Here is a 17,641-nt window from a genome sequence, read left to right as displayed (position 1 = left end):
GTGAAAAGAATGAAGCAAGCAACCTCTTCTTTAGAAAAAAAGAGTTCCTCTGCCTTAAGTCATCGCGAGTATTTGGTAATGGCAATTCCGCTTATTATCGCTGGGATATCGACCCCGTTATTAGGTGCTGTCGATACAGCAGTCGTAGGGAGAATGCCAGATCCATCTGCGATTGGGGGAGTAGCGATTGGTGCCTTAATCTTTAATACGATGTATTGGCTCCTTGGCTTTCTTCGGGTAAGTACAACTGGCTTTACTTCACAAGCCCAAGGTTCAAAAGATGAAAAAGAAACGATCCTGTCGTTTGTGCGGCCGATAATCATTGCCATCTTCTTTGGCTTATGTTTTATCATCTTGCAGCAACCGATTTTACATCTTGCATTTTATTTAATCGGAGCAAGTGAGGCAGTAACAGAGCTTGCTGAAACCTATTTTTCTATTCGAATTTGGGGTGCGCCGTTTACTCTAGTAAGCTATGTCATGATTGGGTGGCTTATAGGGATGGGAAAGGTTCGTTTGGCTTTAGCTACTCAGCTGTTAATGAACATCTTGAATATCATACTAGATATGATATTCGTTTTTGGTTTAGGATTTGGTGTAGCAGGGGTAGCATACGCCACGTTGATATCTGAAGTTAGTGCGGTTTTATTTGGGGCATGGATTATTTATCGAACAAGGAAAGTCGCTATATTGAATTTAAAAATGGACATGTTACTTGAAACCGCACCGTTTATGAAAATGGTAAAAGTAAATCGAGATTTATTCTTGCGGACGGTTTGTTTACTTGCGATGACTGGTATTTTTACAGCAAAAGGGGCGAGCATGGGTGAGGTAACATTGGCAGCGAATGCCGTTCTTTTGCAAATTCATTATATGATGGCTTACTTATTTGGGGGCTTTGCAAATGCTTCAAGTATTCTTGTAGGTAGGGCAATCGGTGCTGGAGATCAATCTCTTTACAAACGCGCCTTTTTGTTGTCCGCACAATGGGGTTTCATTTCCGCTATTGTGTTAGCATGTGGTATCGTTTTGTTTGGTGAAACGATTGTCTCATTATTTACATCAATCATGGCGGTAAAAGAGACAGCATTTGACCTCTTAGTTTGGATGATCATTTTCCCTTTTGTAGGCTTTTGGGGTTTACAATTAGAAGGGATTTTTTCAGGAGCAACAGAAGCAGGATTTATTAGAGATTCGATCGTTCTTTCATTGATCGTCTTTTTACTAGCGATTTGGTTATTCGTTCCTAGCTTTCATAACCAGGGTGTTTGGTTATCGTTTGTTTTATTTAGTCTATCACGTTCCTTGTTTTTATGGTTATTCGTACCGAAATTAACTCGAGTAAAATTTAGTTAAGATTATGAAAGAACATATGTGCGATTCGAATGATTGGAGCGAGAATAGTGAAAAACGGTGTTATTTTGGCAATCATTTCATCTCTGATTTTTAGTATTATGAATGCTTTAGTAAAAGCAGTTAGTGTGAACATTCCAACTGGAGAAATGGTGTTTTTTAGAACCGTTAAAGGTACAATAGGAAAAGTGTAGGAATTAAACAAACGTTTGATTAATTGGACCATTTTCAATGTCATTAGCTCCTTCTTCTGCAAAATTTGGTTGGATTGAGAAGAAATATCGTGTTTGATGACAACTAAATCTATCTAAAAATGACTGAAAAAAGGTTGAAGGTACTTATACGAGTATCTTCAACCTTTTTTATATAAATTTAATTGACAAATCTGAAAAATGATCATATATTGTATATGAGCATATGTTCATATGGTTTATCCTACAGTGAATTTGAAAGAGATATCGTGACGGAGGGGTAACAGTGAAGAAACAGGATCATCCACATTTATCTGATCAAACAGTAGAAGACGCATCTCGTATTCTAAAGGCGCTTTCAGATCCTACACGAATTAAAATATTGTATTTATTATTTCAGGAAGAGTGCTCTGTTGGGCATATGGTCGAGGTGTTAGGAATCTCTCAATCAGCGATTTCTCATCAGCTAAGTTATTTGCGAAATCTACGCTTAGTGAAGTATAGACGTGAAGGGAATACGTATTTTTACACGTATGATGACGAGCATGTTGTCGAGATTTTAAATCAAGTCATTGAACACGTCGAGCATCAATAGGAGGATTGAGAAATGGGGCATGACCACCACCATCATCACCATCACCATCATCATTTTGAAGAACAGCGAGAAGGAAATAAGAAAGGCCTTATGATCGCGTTAGGTATTACGACGATCATCATGGTGTTACAATTTTTTGGTGGCTTAATCACCAATAGTTTAGCCTTGCTTGCAGACAGTGGACATATGTTAAGTGATGCTAGTTCACTTGCGTTAAGTTTAGTCGCCATTTGGTTTGCGAACCGCCCAGCTTCGCCGAATAAAACGTATGGCTTTTATCGATTTGAAATTTTAGCTGCTTTGTTTAACAGTGTCACGTTATTTGTGATTGCTGGTTTTATTATCGTTGAAGCATACAACCGTTTTTTCGATCCACCAACAGTTGCGAGTGGAACGATGATTATGATCGCTTTTATTGGTTTAGGAGCCAACCTTCTTAGTGCTTGGTTTTTAATGAGAAAAGGGGACGTGAATCATAATCTCAATTTACGTAGCGCCTATTTACATGTGATTGGTGATGCCCTAGGTTCTGTAGGAGCGATTTTGGCAGGAATCATCATGTTAGCTTTTGAGTGGTATGTCGCAGATCCGATTATTTCTGTTGTTGTGGCACTCCTTATTCTAAAAAGTGCTTGGGGGGTATTAAAGCATAGTGTTCACATTTTGATGGAGGGAACCCCGCCAACCATTAATGAAAGAGAAGTAAAAGAAATGCTTGAAGGGATAGAAGGTGTGAAAAGTGCACATGACCTTCACATTTGGACGATTACTTCGGGATTAGATATGTTAACTTGCCATTTATTAATTGAAGATGATAAAAGTAGTCAAGTTATTTTACAACAAGCGATTGACCTTATTCATGACCATTGTAAAATTGAACATACAACGATTCAAGTTGAAAAATCAATGTTACAGCATGGAGAAATGAAAGTATAAGGTTTGAGTAAATATAAGAATCATCCCCTGTGTTTATTTGGAAGTAGGGGATGATTTTTTTTGTGAGTTATTACTTCTGTTGTTTAAAAAGATGCAGCATTTTCTCAAGATGTTTAATCGTGGGTGTTAGGTTCGCTAGGAAATATGCCTCTCGTAATCTGCGCGAATCTGCACTGTTTTCCAGATAAGCAACCCCTCCGCCGTGTAACATTGCAGCATGAACGGCTTGAAGATTAAGGTTAGCTGTATCTCTACGAATAGACACGACATCTTTCCACTCTAAACGTTTAGCTGGTCGTGCAAAGAGAGATTGAAGAGAGGTTTGAAGCAAGTTCAGCTTCTCTTCAATCTCGTCTGGCTGTACAGGCAGAAATGAATTGCTCTCACCTTGTCTCTTTACACTTCTTTTTATGGAGTGAAGGGCAGCCTCTATTACACCCAAGCCAAGGGGTATTTGATAGGCTAAAAAGGTTGGACGAATAGATTGAATAAACGTATTTGCATCCTCAGCAATGACTTGTTCAGTCGGAATGAACACTTGATCAAATTGGCAGGCAAATGTACCACTACCATTAATACCGAGAAAGTCTGTCTTCTCTTTTAAAGTAAGACCTTTTGTTTCACATGAAACAAACACCAAGACCCTTTTATTTTCACTAACTTCTGCCACTGCTCCAAACCAATGGTCACTCGCTAAGTTTGACACAGCAGGAAGTGTACCTGAGAGAATGTATCCCTCTTCTGTCTCTTCGGCTTTAAGATGAAGCTTCTCAAGCCCCGCATAGTATTTCATCGCATTAGAAAGCCCTGTGCTTGCTACAGTTTCTCCTTGTTCAAGCCTAGTGAGAAAGCGATTTTTTAATGGTTCGTTTTCAGAGTTTCGAATATAGGTTAAGGAAGCTAAGTGACACCATATGAGAAATCCCGTCGTCATGCAAATAGCTGAGGCTTGTTTAACGACTTGTAGCTCTCTTTGGACGATTTCTTCAAGAGTTAAATCTTTAGAGGAAAAGTAGCCGTCCTTACCTAGGAGCTTAACAATGTCTTTCGGATAATAACCTGAATCAATTTCACGAACACGTGGTTTAAGATGTTTATCAAATAAAGTGGTGAGGGATTCTTGTTTGTTTATAATCACTGCTTGTGTCTCTCCTCTTATCAAATAGGAATTTTGATGAAGTCTTTAGATCAAATTGTACGGTAATAAAAAGCATATAAAGTTTATTGAAAAAACCCACTTGATTCAATACCTAACAGGGTATAATATACCTGTATAGGTATTGAAACTTTATAACAAATGTACACAATCACTGTCATCCATCATCCTTAAAGGAGGGATCTTGATGTCAGCTAAATGAAAAGAAGATCATTGTACGACGAGTCATTGAGGCGTACAAATAGGGAAGACAGTAGAAGGTAACAAGGGGAAAACCCCACCACCTATATGACCTGCTGTATACCTTTGGTTCCTGGTAGGACCCTTATTCATTGTTTTTAGTATTGCGTGGTTTGTGATGTCACTTATTTAATGAATATTACTGGAGGGATTTTGAAATGAGTAAAAAAGTAGCGATTATTGCAGCAAACGGTTCAATGTTTGACGCTTATAAAGTATTAAATCTAGCAACAGCAGCAGCTTCAACGGATGCTGATGTACGAGTATTTTTTACATTTGAAGGATTACAATTGATTCATAAGGAAGGCCATAAAAACTTACCACTTCCAGAAGGAAAAGAGCACATGAAGGCAGGCTTTGAACAAGCAAATGTACCATCAATTGAAGAGCTCGTTCAAGTAGCACAAGATCTTGGTGTTACATTTATCGCTTGCCAAATGACGATGGATGTAATGAATCTGAATAAAGAAGACTTTGTTGACAGCATTGAAGTTGGTGGAGCTGCAACATTCTTAGAATTTGCTTATGGTGCCGATACGACGTTAACGTTTTGATTTTTTACAATTAAAAGCTAAGTGTCTGAGCCTTAGTGTACAGCTTTAGATATTATAATGTAGATTGCATGGAGTTCACGCGACGAGATCAGGTACTTATGTATCACCTTCTTCTTTTGAAGAAAGGGTAGTGAAAGAAAGGTGAAGATATATGGAATACACACAAGAGATGAAAAATAGATTGAAAAGAATTGAAGGACAAGTGAGAGGTATTCTTCGATTAATGGAAGAGGAACAGGACTGTAAAGCGGTCATAACTCAAATGTCAGCCGCATGTTCGGCGATTGACCGTGCAATGGCCTATACAATTGCGAAAAATTTGCAGCATTGTTTAGTGGAACAAATTGAAAATGGCGAAGACACTAAAGAAACTGTTGATGAAGCGATTAAGTTACTTGTGAGAAGTCGTTAATGGAGTAGCTATTTGTACTAACCTATGAGTTAATAAAAATACCTAGTTAGGTATAAAGAAAAGTATTGACATTCTTTTTTTAGCCATTATATTATAGGTATAGGGGTAATGGTATAAAACAAACGGAGGTTATGATCATGTCAATCAAAGTTGATCACGTTTTAGATGCAAAAGGGCTCGCATGCCCGATGCCAATTATCAAAACGAAAAAAGCATTAGATGAATTAAAATCAGGTCAAGTTCTTGAAGTTCAAGCGACAGATAAAGGCTCGCTAGCGGATTTACAAGCGTGGGCGAAATCAACTGGCCATCAATATTTAGGCACAAATACAGAAAGAGATGTACTTGTGCACTACGTGCGAAAGGCTGATCCTTCTGAAGTAAAAGAAGAAGTTGATTTTCCGAATGTGATCACAAATGAAGAGCTTGAAGGCAAGCTTGATCAAAATGGAATTACGATTCTTGATGTTCGTGAGCCTGCGGAATACGCGTTTTCTCGGATTCCAAATGCAACATCGATTCCTTTAGGTGAGTTAGAGAGCCGTTTAGGAGAATTGAATCCAATAGATAAGATCTATGTGGTCTGCCGTACAGGTACAAGAAGTGCAATGGCTGCACAGCTTCTAGCGAATAATGGTTTCACGAACGTGACGAATGTCAAGCCTGGCATGTCACAATGGCAAGGCAACACCGAACAAAACTAATTCACGATAAACAACACATATACGTTTGGAGGTATAAAAATGACGATTCAAGCAATGAAAGCAGGAGAGTTAGCGAAGGTAGTAATCAATAAGGAAGAATTATTTATCCTTGATGTTCGGAATACGGATCAGTTTGATGAGTGGAAAGTTGAAGGAGAAGGCATCGAGATGATGAATAAGCCTTACTTTGATTTAATCGAAGGGGTCGATGAGATCGTTGACCAAATTCCTCATGACAAAGACATTTTAGTTGTCTGTGCAAAAGAAGGCTCATCAAAGTTTGTCGCGGAAATGCTTTCGGAAGCTAAGGGACAAGATATCTACTATTTAGAAGGTGGCATGAAAGCATGGAGTGAGCACCTTGAGCCAATCAAAGTGGGTGATTTAGACGGTGGTGGAGCGGTTTATCAATTCGTTCGTCTCGGAAAAGGCTGCTTGTCTTACTTAATCGTATCTGATGATGAAGGGGCGATGATTGACCCACTTCGTCTTGTGAGTCAATACAAGGATTTTGCTGATGCATTAGGTATTAAAGTGTTACACATGTTTGATACTCACTTGCATGCTGACCACATTTCTGGTGGACGTCGTTTAGCTGAATCAACGGGTGGAACGTATTACTTACCACCAAAAGATGCGGGTGAAGTAACGTTTAAGTATGAGACATTAGAAGACGGGAAAGAAGTGACGTTTGGCGAGGCAAATGTCAGAGTGAAGGCTGTTTACACACCAGGTCATACGATTGGAAGCACGTCACTGATTGTCAATGACACGTACTTGTTTACTGGAGATATTCTCTTTATTGATTCCATTGGTCGTCCAGACTTAGCAGGAAAAGCAGAAGACTGGGTGAGTGATTTACGTGAGTCGCTATATGTTCGTTACAAAGCGCTTGATCAAGAATTACTTGTCTTACCAGCTCACTTTGCGAAGCTAAAGGAACTTGATGAACAAGGTCGTGTGTTCGCAAGACTTGGTGACTTATACAAAACAAATGAGGGATTAATGGTCGAAGATGAAGAGGAATTTCGTCGTATGGTTTCAGAAAACTTACCGCCACAACCAAACTCATACCAAGAAATTCGTCAAACCAATATGGGTAAGCTTTCACCTAGCCCAGAAGAAGAAACGGAAATGGAAATTGGTCCAAATCGTTGTGCCGTATCGTAAGAAAAACACTGATAAAGAATCAAAACAAACAATAGAGGAGATGTAGTGAAATGAATAGTGATAAAGTATTAAACGCAACAGGACTTGCTTGCCCAATGCCAGTAGTAAAGACGAAGAAGGAAATGGATCAGCTTGAATCAGGTCAAGTGCTTGAAATACACGCAACAGATAAAGGAGCAAAGTCAGACATGGCTGCTTGGGCGAAAACATCTGGTCATGAGCTTGTTCACCAAGCTGAAGAAGGCGATGTTCTAAAGTTTTGGATTAAGAAAGCCTAGTTTTATAGGGAGGGGCATCGAAAAAAGATGTCCTTTCTTTCATATAACAGCACCTTTTTAGTGATTAGCTAGGGAAAGAAGGTAGGAAGAATGGAAATCGGTTTTATTATAACGCTTTTCCTCATTGGCTTTATCGGTTCATTTATATCAGGGATGGTCGGGATAGGTGGCTCGATCATTAAATATCCCATGCTTCTCTACATTCCAGCCCTACTTGGATTTAGCGCTTTTACCGCACATGAAGTCGCTGGAATTAGTGCCGTCCAGGTCTTTTTTGCGACAATAGGTGGCGTGTGGGCGTATCGAAAAGGCGGATATCTTAATAAAACATTAATCATTTACATGGGCTCAAGTATCATTATCGGTAGTTTTATCGGTGGGTTTGGATCAACCCTTCTGAGTGAGGGTCAAATTAATCTTGTCTACGCGATTCTTGCGACGATTGCCGCCGTTCTGATGTTTGTCCCGAAAAAAGGACTCGATGATAAGTCGATGGATCAAGTGATATTTAATAAAGGATTGGCTGCGATACTCGCCTTGATCGTCGGGATTGCCTCAGGGATCGTCGGAGCGGCTGGAGCGTTTATTCTCGTTCCGATTATGCTTGTTGTCTTAAAGATTCCGACACGGATGACGATTGCCACCTCGCTTGCGATAACGTTTTTGTCATCAATTGGCGCAACAGTTGGTAAAATTGCGACGGATCAAGTATTATTCTGGCCAGCTGTCATTATGGTGATAGCGAGCATCATCGCTTCCCCATTAGGAGCCGTAGTCGGTAAAAAGATGAATACGAAAATTCTACAATGGATCTTAGCGCTGTTAATTGTCGCAACATCGCTTAAAATTTGGTTCGATGTCTTTTAATCAAACAATAAAAATTTTTGGTTGTCATTATACCCTTTATGGTATATGATGAGGATAATGATAAATACCCATGCAAGTATTAGGAGGAGATTGAAATGGAAAAGAAAAAAGCGACGATGATCGTCTTTGACGGCGACTTAGATAAAGCGATTGCGAGTTTCATCATTGCGACAGGAGCAGCGGCAATGGGGAAGCCTGTGACCATGTTCTTTACATTCTGGGGACTAAATGTATTGCGTAAAGAGCAGTATGTAAAGGTTGAAAAGAACTTCCTTGAGAAAATGTTTGGCAAAATGATGCCGCGTGGTCCTGAAAAGCTTGGCCTGTCAAAAATGAATTACGGTGGAATTGGTTCAAAATTAATGAAGCATATGATGAAAAAGCATAATGTTGTTTCATTAAATGAATTAATTGAAATGGCGAAAGACCTTGACATTAAAATGGTGGCTTGTACAATGTCGATGGATGTCATGGGGATTCAAAAAGAGGAACTCATTGATGGAATTGAGTATGCAGGTGTGGCAACATATCTAGCAGAAGCTGAAGAAGGTAATGTTAACTTGTTCATTTAATAGGATTGTAAGCTGGTAGTGTGGGAATCCTCATTACTGGCTTATTTTTATATTTTTCAGACTTTTAAGATGGTAATACATAAAAATTCTTATTATTACATAGAAAAAGACGTTTGTTAGGCTACTTGGACAGGTATAGATAACTAACTTTACAAAGGAGGTTTCTCAAATGGCACAAAACAACAATCAAAAGATGAGCTATGAAGAAGCAGGTAAAAAGGGTGGAGAAAAGGTAAAACAAGAGTATGGGAAAGAGCATTTTGAAGAGATTGGTCAAAAAGGTGGACAAAACTCTAACAACGGTAATTCTAACAATTAAGGAAAATTAAATCCTGTAACTAAAGCAAAAAATATCTCCTAAAGTCGTTTTAAAGGAATGCGATAATTAGGAGATGTTTTTTGTAGGGTGAAATCGAGAATGGAAATGTTAATTAAACGTTTATTTAATAAGGAGGCGATTTGTTGTGACATATTATCGTAATAGTGAAACAGAGACAAGTAATACGTTATGGAAAGCAGTGCTTGTTGGGGCAGTCGTTGGGGGCATGGTCGCCATGTTTGATGCATCAAATAGGAAAAAGCTATCCACGACGACTAGAGATATGAAAAATTCAACGACAAAAATGATTACAAAGGTAAAAGAAAATCCTACTGAAGTCAAAAATGAATGGCAAGAACGAATCAAAACAACATCTGCAACGTTAAAAGAGATTATCAATGATGTTCAGGAAATATATGAGAAAGTGAATAGTAACGTTATTGAACCTGTCAACCAGATGAAGAATGATACATCTGAGATTATTTCATCTGCTAAAGAAGCGACAGATGATTTAAAGGAGATTGGTAGTAAAGTGAAGGATGCAGGTGAAGGTATCACTGCTGAAAATGATAAGAGTGCAAATGTAAATAATAGTGGAAATGTACATTCTATTCATGATACAACTAGCTCAACGACGAACGGCAAATCGCTGAAACAGCATGGATAAGTTAAAACCAGTGAAAGCTGTTAAAAAAGTAGAATACTAGTTTGATAAAAAGAAATAAAGAAGGACTAACAGAAACAGTTGTTAGTCCTTCTTTTGATTCCAGTTAAAATATTACGTTCATGTTGCTGGTTTATGAATAAATCTCCCAAGCTACCTTTAAGGAATCGGTAATATAATCGGCGATTTCCTCAACATTTAGATTATCTGTAACTAATTTCGAATTGTGAGCGGAATAGATCTCCTGTCTTTTGTAAAATAATTCTTCAATTTCTTCCATTGAACGACCTTGTAACACAGGGCGGCTGTCAATAATAACATTTAAGCGCTCTTTCCACGAGTCCCAAGAAATATCTAAAGCAATAACAGTACAATTCGTTAAGCAAATATCACGTATTTCTTTTTGTAAGAAAGCTCCACCGCCAACTGAAATAATTTTCAGCTTTTGCGTACAAAACTTCTGAATTAAACTTTTTTCCTTTTCACGGAATGCTTTTTCACCTATCTTTTGAAAAATTTGTTGAGTGGGCATCCCGTATTCTTTTTCAATTTCTTCGTCTATGTCAATAAATGTTCGGTATAACTTTTGGGCAACGAGTTTTCCGATTGTTGTTTTACCAACTCCCATGAAACCAATAAAAACAATGCTTTTTTCCCTTGGAGATACATGATTATTTGTCATATTAAAGCTCTCTTTCAGTTTTTTTATTCTAAATGACGCATCGCATTTAGTCTTCAAGTACGTATCAATCATTATAATATAGTTCGAAATACTTGTAAAAAACAGTTGAAATTTTAAGACAACAAGCTGATGAGGTAGGCGACGCTAATACTTAATAGCATATAAAAAATGGCATATGGAAGATTCCATAATCCTAAGCGATATGGGTTTATCTTTATTTGTTCAGATAAAATCGATACAGATAAGTTATACGGACTGTACATGACAGTCGATAAACTGCAAGCAATTAAGACAATCGTTAGAGAAACATTTGGAATATCGGCAATGATCGGACCGAGTAATTGTGCAACAAGAGTGATAGATACTAAAGGATGGAACCCGATAAAAGACGTAATGAGAAAATATGCCCCGATCATTAAGAAAAAGAGTAGCGTGTTGTCTGATGTGGCAATAAAAGCATTTTGTAAAAAAGCAAGATGACCTGAAATTGAAAGCATTTCGACAAATAATCCTGCACTTAAGAACATGAAGAAATAATTTGATAAGCCTCTCGTTCTCTCTTTCCAATGTGGGATCGTTACTTTAAAGTACCTTTTGAACTTACCAATAATAAAAGCCCATCCGATTGAAATGGGGATGATTAGGATAATAATTGAAAATAAATAACCTTTATCAAGAATGTATTGTGTAAAGGAAACAGATAAAATCAAGATTAGTAGTAATAATAACATTTCACGTATTTTTTTATATATTTTTTTGTTTGATACAGTTGAATGTGAGGTGGTTAAGACTAACGGTTCTTTAAACTTAAAGGCAGAAAGAATCCAGTCTGATAAAATGGCAATCAACACGATTGAAATGATTACTGGGAATATTTGAAAGTAGCTTGTTCCAGTAATGTCTAGTGATTGACTGACCATTACCTCCATTGGACTCCAGGTTAGACACAAGGCATAGGCGCGTAGTAGATTTTGGGTATAAAACTTATCTGCAGTTTTCTTTGGTAATTGGTGCAATGTATTATTTAGCGTTTTAACGAGTAGAGGAATGGTAGCGATATTCAAAAATAACCCAAGAAGGTGGGAAACAAGAAAGCTACGTTTATATAAATTATTCAGGTTTGTGACGCCTCGTTCTAATAACACGCTTAAATTCTTATCATAATGACCGACCCTAATTAAAGAGTTAATAAAAGGAAGAACTAAGAAAAGGGAAAGAACGCCAAGCATTGTTTCAAATTGAAACAACAATTCATACCAAGCAAGCTCACTTTGGATAAATAAAAGAAAGCCAATAGCAAAGAAACAAATCCCTGATATTAAATACAGTCCTTTCGCATGAAAAAAAGAAATGAATAAAGCAATTAATGCGATGATTCCAATCGAGTAAGAAAAGAAAGGAATATCAATAAATCTCGATACAATATATAATGCAACAAGTAATGGATAAATAAAAATCATCAGCATCGTTCATACATATCCCTTCGTATATGGAGTCAAGTTTGACTTTTGCTTTTTTTACCAATAAAAAGATAGTCTCATAATGTGTATTAATAGTCTAGTTCGTAATATGTTCGGTTAAAACTGAATTTCAGTAGAGAAGTTTTGTGTGACCGTATAAAGAGTAATACATAAGATTGTAAGCAAATTTAAATACATGTAAGATACATTTATTGACCGAAAAGCAGTCTAATTAGTGGTTGTCATTTTTTATGTAATAAAATATACTTTAAAGCATTAAAGTGAAAAAGTGAATGGCGCTAAATACCTGAGTCTTCTAGACAACGTCAAGTATCCTCTTTTTGAGGGCGATTGAAAGAGAGGGAGAATGCTAATGAGTGATTTAAGAAAGATCGTAAAGGTAAGAGGAAGAGAAATTAGTGGTGACCATCCTCATATCTGTGTCCCATTGATAGGAAAGAACAAACTTGAAATCATAAACGAATTAGAAAATGTGAAGCAAAAAAAGCCAGATCTTATTGAATGGCGTGCTGATTTTTTTGAAGATTTGGATGATCGTTTAATAGTGATGGAAATGTTGTCGGAGATTCACACTCATATGCCAGACACTCCGATTCTTTTTACGATTCGTTCAGAAAAGGAAGGTGGCCAGCCGATTTCTTTACTGGAAGAAGAAAAGGTTCAATTAATGGCTGAGGTTTGTAAAAGTGGGAAAATCGATATTTTAGATTATGAATTAATAAATGAAAAGCAAGATATTGAATTTCTCCGAGAAGAATCAAAAAATCATGATATACGTTTTATTCTTTCGTATCATAATTTTGAATCGACCCCTGACTATTCCGTTTTGATGGATAAGTATAAAGAAGCTGAATTATATGGTGCTGATATCGCAAAAACGGCTGTTATGTCCCAAAAGTTAGATGATGTTTTATTATTATTACAGGTTACGCATGATGCTAAAGGACTTGTGCAGCTTCCTTTAGTGACGATGTCGATGGGGAATTATGGATCACTCACTCGAATGTTTGGCTTTGTTTTCGGATCAGCTATTACATTCGGGATTGGTGAAAAAAGCTCAGCCCCTGGGCAAATACCGATTGAAGATTTAAGATCGGTTATAGAGATTATAAAAAAGTCAATGTAAGTACTTTTGCTAGGGAAATTACATATTGATTGAAAGTTATCACATAGATAGGTGGTAACTTTTTTCTTATTATGTAAAGAGAACTAGAGTAAGTCTTAAAACTTTGAAAGAGTAACAGTACCTTTTATAATAAAAATTGTTACCAAATTATTGAAGGTGGAAAGGGATGAAGGATTCAATGACGAAGCACGTACAGATTGGAAAAACAGATTTATATGTAAATCCTATTGGGCTTGGAACAAATGCTGTTGGTGGGCATAATCTTTATCCTAACCTTAATGAAGAAGTAGGAAAGGATTTAGTTAGAACGGCCTTAAATAACGGTATTAACTTTTTAGATACGGCTTTTATTTATGGTCCAGAACGATCAGAGGAATTGGTCGGGGAAGTCATCAAAGAAACAGGAAAGCGTAGTGAGATTATTCTCGCAACAAAAGGTGCTCATAAGTTTGTTGGTGAAGACACTGTTTTTGATAACTCACCAGCTTTCTTAAAGCAATCAGTTGAAGATAGCTTAAAGCGACTTCAAACAGACTATATTGACCTTTATTATATTCACTTTCCAGATGATCACACACCAAAAGACGAAGCGGTTGGTGCGTTAAAACAAATGAAGGACGAAGGGAAAATTAGAGCGATTGGGGTATCGAACTTTTCACTCGATCAATTAAAAGAAGCAAATAAAGATGGATATGTAGACGTTCACCAAGGAGAATATCATTTACTACAACGTGAGGCAGAGAAGGAATTATTGCCGTACGTAAAAGAACATAACATCTCATTTGTCCCGTATTTCCCACTTGCAGCTGGCTTATTAGCTGGTAAATATAATAAAGATACTAGATTTAATGATCTACGTGAAAATATGCCGCACTTACAGGGAGATGCATTTATACAAAACTTAGCAAAAGTAGAACAAGTACGCAAAATAGCTGATGCTAAAGGTGCAGAAGTTGCTCACGTTGTTCTCGCTTGGTATTTAACGAACGACGCCATTGATGTGATGATCCCAGGCGCAAAAAGAGCAGATCAAGTGCTAAACAATTTAAAAACGTTAGATGTTCAGTTAACAGCTGCAGAAATTAAAGAAATTGATCAGATCTTTAGTTGATCAAGGAAAGGGCGCGACAGCTTCGTGCCCTTTTTTGATTGTTAAATTATCTGACATATTATTTAAAATTTCAGAATTTTTTGTTATAATTAGCTTAATTGTTTGTAAGATTAACCACTAACATGTAATTAGTTATCTCAATTGATCCTCAAAAATTTTTTCTTAATTAGTACATGGTTGTACATATAATTCATACTTTTTTGCTTTACTCTAAAACATTCTAACCTATCAGATTCTTTCTTACATAAAAGCATAAAATTCTCTCTGTTTTAATAGAACTCATTTTATTTTATGAGAGGAGTGATGTTAAATGTAATTTCAATTTATTAATATCACAATTTTCTAGTCAAAATAAAGAGGAGGAGATTGTATGCCAGAAACACTTTTTAGAATCGATCTATCAAAGCCAATGGACGAGCAAGAGGTTCCAGGCCATAATAGGTGGCATCCAGATATCCCTGCGGCCATTTCCGTAAACCCAGGAGATGTGTTTAGAATCGAGTGTAAGGATTGGACAGATGGACAAGTTTCTAACAATGATGATCCATCAGATATCCGCGATGTAAACTTAAGCAGAGTCCATGTGTTGAGTGGGCCGATCTATGTAAATGGAGTGGAGCCAGGTGATCTCCTTGTTGTTGACCTACTAGACATGGGGGCTATGTCAGAGTCTGAATGGGGGTTTAATGGGATTTTTGCTAAAGAAAATGGTGGGGGATTCTTAACGGACCATTATCCTGATGCAGCAAAATCAATTTGGGATTTTCATGGTATTTATACGACTTCACGTCATATCCCAGGTATTAAGATGCCAGGAATCATTCACCCTGGTTTAATTGGTGTTGCACCATCTCATGAAATGCTAGATAAATGGAATAAGCGTGAACAAGAACTTGTTGATACCGATCCAGATCGCGTTCCAGCACTAGCAACTTTACCAAGCCCAGATTCAGCTGTTTTAGGGAATGTAAAGGGAGCTGAATTTGATCGAATTGCTAGAGAAGGAGCTAGAACGGTTCCACCTCGTGAAAATGGTGGGAATTGTGATATTAAAAACTTATCAAAAGGCTCACGCATTTATTTTCCTGTTTTCGTGAAGGGCGCTAAATTATCAATGGGTGATCTTCATTTTTCGCAAGGTGATGGAGAGATTTCATTTTGTGGTGGTATCGAAATGGCTGGCTGGATTGACGTCCATGTAGAGGTCATCAAAGGCGGTATGGCGAAGTATGGCATTGTTAATAATCCAGTTTTCAAACCAGGCCCAGTTGAGCCACGCTTTTCTGATTATCTCACTTTTGAAGGAATTTCAGTTCATGAATTTACTGGGAAGCAACATTACTTGGATGCACACATCGCATATCGTCGGGCTTGCTTAAATGCAATTGATTACTTGAAAACAAGAGGCTTCACTGGTGAACAAGCCTATATGCTTTTAAGTACAGCACCAGTAGAAGGTCGTCTCAGTGGAATCGTGGATATTCCGAATGCTTGTTGTACAGTAGCGATTCCAACAGAAATCTTTGATCAAGATATACGTCCTAAGTTGAAATAACGAGTTATTTCTTAATCAAGGTTGTACTGGTGCAATTCGGTTCCTCTCTTGATTTTAAACTGATACATAGGAGGAGGGATCATATGCCTTTTTACACATTTGAATGTCCTCAAGATGGTTACTATGAAGAATGGCATAAAAGTACGGCAACCTATAATGATCAGTCATTTTGCCCGCATTGCCAACAAGCAGGAACACGTGTGTTTTTACCACCGAATCTTATTCTTTCACCAAACGCAGTGAGAAAAAGAGTTGAAGCAGGCAAGGAGCCTAAGATTGTAAAAAAAGAAAATCTTAGTGGTAAACCACGTCATCAGCATCAACATCAGAAAACGCAACAACGCCCTTGGCAAATTAGTCATTAAAGAAATGAAGCCAGCAAAAATCTATGTATTTTTGCTGGCTTCATAAGAATTACATCCTAGAATAAAGAAGCGCGGTTTACAAAAATAAAACATACTGGGAGGACGAATTTTCTAAGGTGAAACTTCATCCCCAGCTCGGGTATGACATTTTAAAACAAATACCATGCTTTAAAAGGAGTAGTGTCCTTGATATCATCATGAAAGATATGATGGCAAAGGGTATCCTTATGCTTTAAAAGGAGAAGAGATTCCTCTTGCGGCTAGCATCATAGCGATAGCTGATGCCTTTGATGCTATGATTTCCAAACGGGTGTATCGAGAGTCTCAGGAGTTTCATTCAATTTTAAAAGAGATAAGACAAAATATAGGACGACAATTTGATTATACGGTAGCAAAAGCCTTTCTAGGTTTCTGTCAAAATGAGCAGTTTGTTGAAGGTCTTAAAGAAGGTAAGTCTTTGAGCCAATTTTTAAAATGGCTAGAGGGGAAGCACGAGATCTAGTTATCCTAAATTGACTTAAGTAACGAAAGTTGGGACGTGTGATTTGATTTAATAAAAAGGCTGATATCTTTGAGTCTTTTTGTCGTTTTGTATTTAACACATCTATCATACCTTGGCTTGTTGTGATGCCAATTCCATGGCCGAAATAGAGATTTCCATTGAGGATAATAGCATTTTCACCTTGCCATTCGGGCATTCTTGGGTCATGATCAGGGTTTTTGAAGTAGACACAGTCTCCTGGTAAGAAATCCGTTCCGATATGACTACTAAGATCAAGATCTAAGTCGAATTTCCAAGAAAATAAATAAAGGTTTGCAAACATTTGATTAAAATGCCTTTTATCAATGGATTCTAAGACAGCTTTATAGTAGATAATCACGATTGCGACGGCGCATTCAAAAGCGTATTTCTGACCATTAATAAAAATATCTTCGATGGCAGTTTGAGGTAAGACGTTCGGTTTAAATTCAAATCCTCCTTCCCCAGTTACTGTCCAATATGCTTCATTACATTTAGATGTTTCAAAGCTTGCAAATTGGGCCCTGCTTTTATCCAGTAATCTTGCTGATTCGATGATTTCTTCCCTAAGTAACAGCTCAAATTCAAGCTGCATCATCGAATCATATCGATAAACCTCCCTTGATTTCTCCATTAAATTGAGAATGTTTAATTGTTGAGGAGATAACCCCTCTAGATAAATTTGACTAACCTCTATTAACGTTTGGTTAATGGAAATCATAAGAAACCTCCCATTTTGCTGTGCTTATTCTATACTATGAAAAGCATTAAAATATTGAACAAAAAGTAA

21 protein-coding genes and 1 pseudogene are annotated in these 17,641 nt (G+C 37.3%); 18 read left to right on the top strand and 4 right to left on the bottom strand.

The window, feature by feature from the left end:
- Window positions 1-9 precede the first annotated feature (9 nt).
- The 4 genes from IQ10_RS15625 to IQ10_RS15610 all read left to right on the top strand — a co-directional run bounded on the left by IQ10_RS15625 (window position 10) and on the right by IQ10_RS15610 (window position 3,075).
- Entirely contained in the window at window positions 10-1,356 is a 1,347-nt protein-coding gene (locus IQ10_RS15625; protein WP_144451419.1) for an MATE family efflux transporter, read from the top strand.
- Window positions 1,357-1,403: 47 nt separating this feature from the next.
- On the top strand, window positions 1,404-1,547 hold the full coding sequence (locus tag IQ10_RS15620) for a hypothetical protein (protein ID WP_199757439.1): 144 nt from the start codon (window positions 1,404-1,406) through the stop codon (window positions 1,545-1,547).
- 283 nt (window positions 1,548-1,830) lie between these two features.
- Window positions 1,831-2,139 carry an ArsR/SmtB family transcription factor gene (locus IQ10_RS15615; RefSeq protein WP_144451418.1) on the top strand — a complete coding sequence of 103 codons (309 nt, stop codon included), beginning with the start codon at window positions 1,831-1,833 and terminating at the stop codon, window positions 2,137-2,139.
- A gap of 12 nt (window positions 2,140-2,151) precedes the next feature.
- Window positions 2,152-3,075, top strand: coding sequence for a cation diffusion facilitator family transporter (locus IQ10_RS15610; RefSeq protein WP_144451417.1), 924 nt, complete (start codon window positions 2,152-2,154; stop codon window positions 3,073-3,075).
- 70 nt (window positions 3,076-3,145) lie between these two features.
- Here IQ10_RS15610 and IQ10_RS15605 read toward each other — a convergent pair whose 3' ends face one another.
- Window positions 3,146-4,213 carry an acyl-CoA dehydrogenase family protein gene (locus tag IQ10_RS15605; protein WP_199757438.1) on the bottom strand — a complete coding sequence of 356 codons (1,068 nt, stop codon included), beginning with the start codon at window positions 4,211-4,213 and terminating at the stop codon, window positions 3,146-3,148.
- A gap of 416 nt (window positions 4,214-4,629) precedes the next feature.
- Here IQ10_RS15605 and IQ10_RS15600 point away from each other — a divergent pair, with 416 nt between their 5' ends.
- The 9 genes from IQ10_RS15600 to IQ10_RS15560 all read left to right on the top strand — a co-directional run bounded on the left by IQ10_RS15600 (window position 4,630) and on the right by IQ10_RS15560 (window position 10,014).
- Complete coding sequence (locus IQ10_RS15600; protein WP_144451416.1) at window positions 4,630-5,025, top strand: DsrE/DsrF/DrsH-like family protein; 396 nt, start codon at window positions 4,630-4,632, stop codon at window positions 5,023-5,025.
- Window positions 5,026-5,176: 151 nt separating this feature from the next.
- The gene (locus IQ10_RS15595; RefSeq protein WP_144451415.1) at window positions 5,177-5,437 is read left to right on the top strand and encodes a metal-sensitive transcriptional regulator; all 261 of its coding nucleotides are present in this window, start codon (window positions 5,177-5,179) and stop codon (window positions 5,435-5,437) included.
- 137 nt (window positions 5,438-5,574) lie between these two features.
- Window positions 5,575-6,141 carry a sulfurtransferase TusA family protein gene (locus IQ10_RS15590; protein ID WP_144451414.1) on the top strand — a complete coding sequence of 189 codons (567 nt, stop codon included), beginning with the start codon at window positions 5,575-5,577 and terminating at the stop codon, window positions 6,139-6,141.
- Window positions 6,142-6,180: 39 nt separating this feature from the next.
- Entirely contained in the window at window positions 6,181-7,311 is a 1,131-nt protein-coding gene (locus IQ10_RS15585) for an MBL fold metallo-hydrolase (RefSeq protein WP_144451413.1), read from the top strand.
- A 50-nt stretch (window positions 7,312-7,361) separates the two neighbouring features.
- A complete protein-coding gene (locus IQ10_RS15580; protein ID WP_144451412.1) occupies window positions 7,362-7,589 on the top strand; it encodes a sulfurtransferase TusA family protein in 228 nt (75 codons plus the stop codon).
- Between the two features lie 90 nt (window positions 7,590-7,679).
- The gene (locus IQ10_RS15575) at window positions 7,680-8,456 is read left to right on the top strand and encodes a sulfite exporter TauE/SafE family protein (RefSeq protein WP_144451411.1); all 777 of its coding nucleotides are present in this window, start codon (window positions 7,680-7,682) and stop codon (window positions 8,454-8,456) included.
- 95 nt (window positions 8,457-8,551) lie between these two features.
- Window positions 8,552-9,028 (top strand): DsrE/DsrF/DrsH-like family protein, encoded by a 477-nt coding sequence (locus tag IQ10_RS15570; protein WP_144451410.1) that lies wholly within the window; start codon window positions 8,552-8,554, stop codon window positions 9,026-9,028.
- Window positions 9,029-9,197: 169 nt separating this feature from the next.
- A complete protein-coding gene (locus IQ10_RS15565; RefSeq protein ID WP_144451409.1) occupies window positions 9,198-9,347 on the top strand; it encodes a hypothetical protein in 150 nt (49 codons plus the stop codon).
- A 145-nt stretch (window positions 9,348-9,492) separates the two neighbouring features.
- Window positions 9,493-10,014: a YtxH domain-containing protein gene (locus tag IQ10_RS15560; protein ID WP_199757437.1), complete on the top strand. Its 522-nt coding sequence runs from the start codon at window positions 9,493-9,495 to the stop codon at window positions 10,012-10,014.
- A gap of 130 nt (window positions 10,015-10,144) precedes the next feature.
- Here IQ10_RS15560 and IQ10_RS15555 read toward each other — a convergent pair whose 3' ends face one another.
- The gene (locus IQ10_RS15555; protein WP_144451408.1) at window positions 10,145-10,693 is read right to left on the bottom strand and encodes a shikimate kinase; all 549 of its coding nucleotides are present in this window, start codon (window positions 10,691-10,693) and stop codon (window positions 10,145-10,147) included.
- Window positions 10,694-10,806: 113 nt separating this feature from the next.
- Window positions 10,807-12,159, bottom strand: a complete 1,353-nt coding sequence (locus IQ10_RS15550; protein WP_242009860.1) for a hypothetical protein — start codon at window positions 12,157-12,159, stop codon at window positions 10,807-10,809.
- Window positions 12,160-12,526: 367 nt separating this feature from the next.
- On the opposite strand from IQ10_RS15550, the gene aroD reads away from it, so the two are divergent.
- The 5 genes and pseudogenes from aroD to IQ10_RS18815 all read left to right on the top strand — a co-directional run.
- Window positions 12,527-13,300 carry a type I 3-dehydroquinate dehydratase gene (gene aroD / locus IQ10_RS15545; protein WP_144451407.1) on the top strand — a complete coding sequence of 258 codons (774 nt, stop codon included), beginning with the start codon at window positions 12,527-12,529 and terminating at the stop codon, window positions 13,298-13,300.
- 178 nt (window positions 13,301-13,478) lie between these two features.
- Complete coding sequence (locus tag IQ10_RS15540) at window positions 13,479-14,411, top strand: aldo/keto reductase (RefSeq protein ID WP_144451445.1); 933 nt, start codon at window positions 13,479-13,481, stop codon at window positions 14,409-14,411.
- 370 nt (window positions 14,412-14,781) lie between these two features.
- Entirely contained in the window at window positions 14,782-15,966 is a 1,185-nt protein-coding gene (gene fmdA, locus IQ10_RS15535) for a formamidase (RefSeq protein ID WP_144451406.1), read from the top strand.
- Between the two features lie 83 nt (window positions 15,967-16,049).
- Window positions 16,050-16,331, top strand: a complete 282-nt coding sequence (locus tag IQ10_RS15530; RefSeq protein ID WP_144451405.1) for an FmdB family zinc ribbon protein — start codon at window positions 16,050-16,052, stop codon at window positions 16,329-16,331.
- Between the two features lie 202 nt (window positions 16,332-16,533).
- Window positions 16,534-16,833 (top strand): annotated as a pseudogene (locus IQ10_RS18815) (HD-GYP domain-containing protein); the annotation flags it as partial.
- Here the strand turns inward: IQ10_RS18815 and IQ10_RS15520 are convergent.
- Window positions 16,772-17,572: a protein-glutamine gamma-glutamyltransferase gene (locus IQ10_RS15520; RefSeq protein ID WP_144451404.1), complete on the bottom strand. Its 801-nt coding sequence runs from the start codon at window positions 17,570-17,572 to the stop codon at window positions 16,772-16,774. The pseudogene IQ10_RS18815 and the gene IQ10_RS15520 sit on opposite strands and share 62 nt — an antisense overlap.
- Window positions 17,573-17,641: the final 69 nt, after the last annotated feature.

Source organism: Halalkalibacter nanhaiisediminis (assembly GCF_007830185.1).
Lineage (GTDB): Bacteria > Bacillota > Bacilli > Bacillales > Bacillaceae_D > Halalkalibacter > Halalkalibacter nanhaiisediminis.
This window is presented reverse-complemented; position numbering and strand designations above follow the sequence as displayed.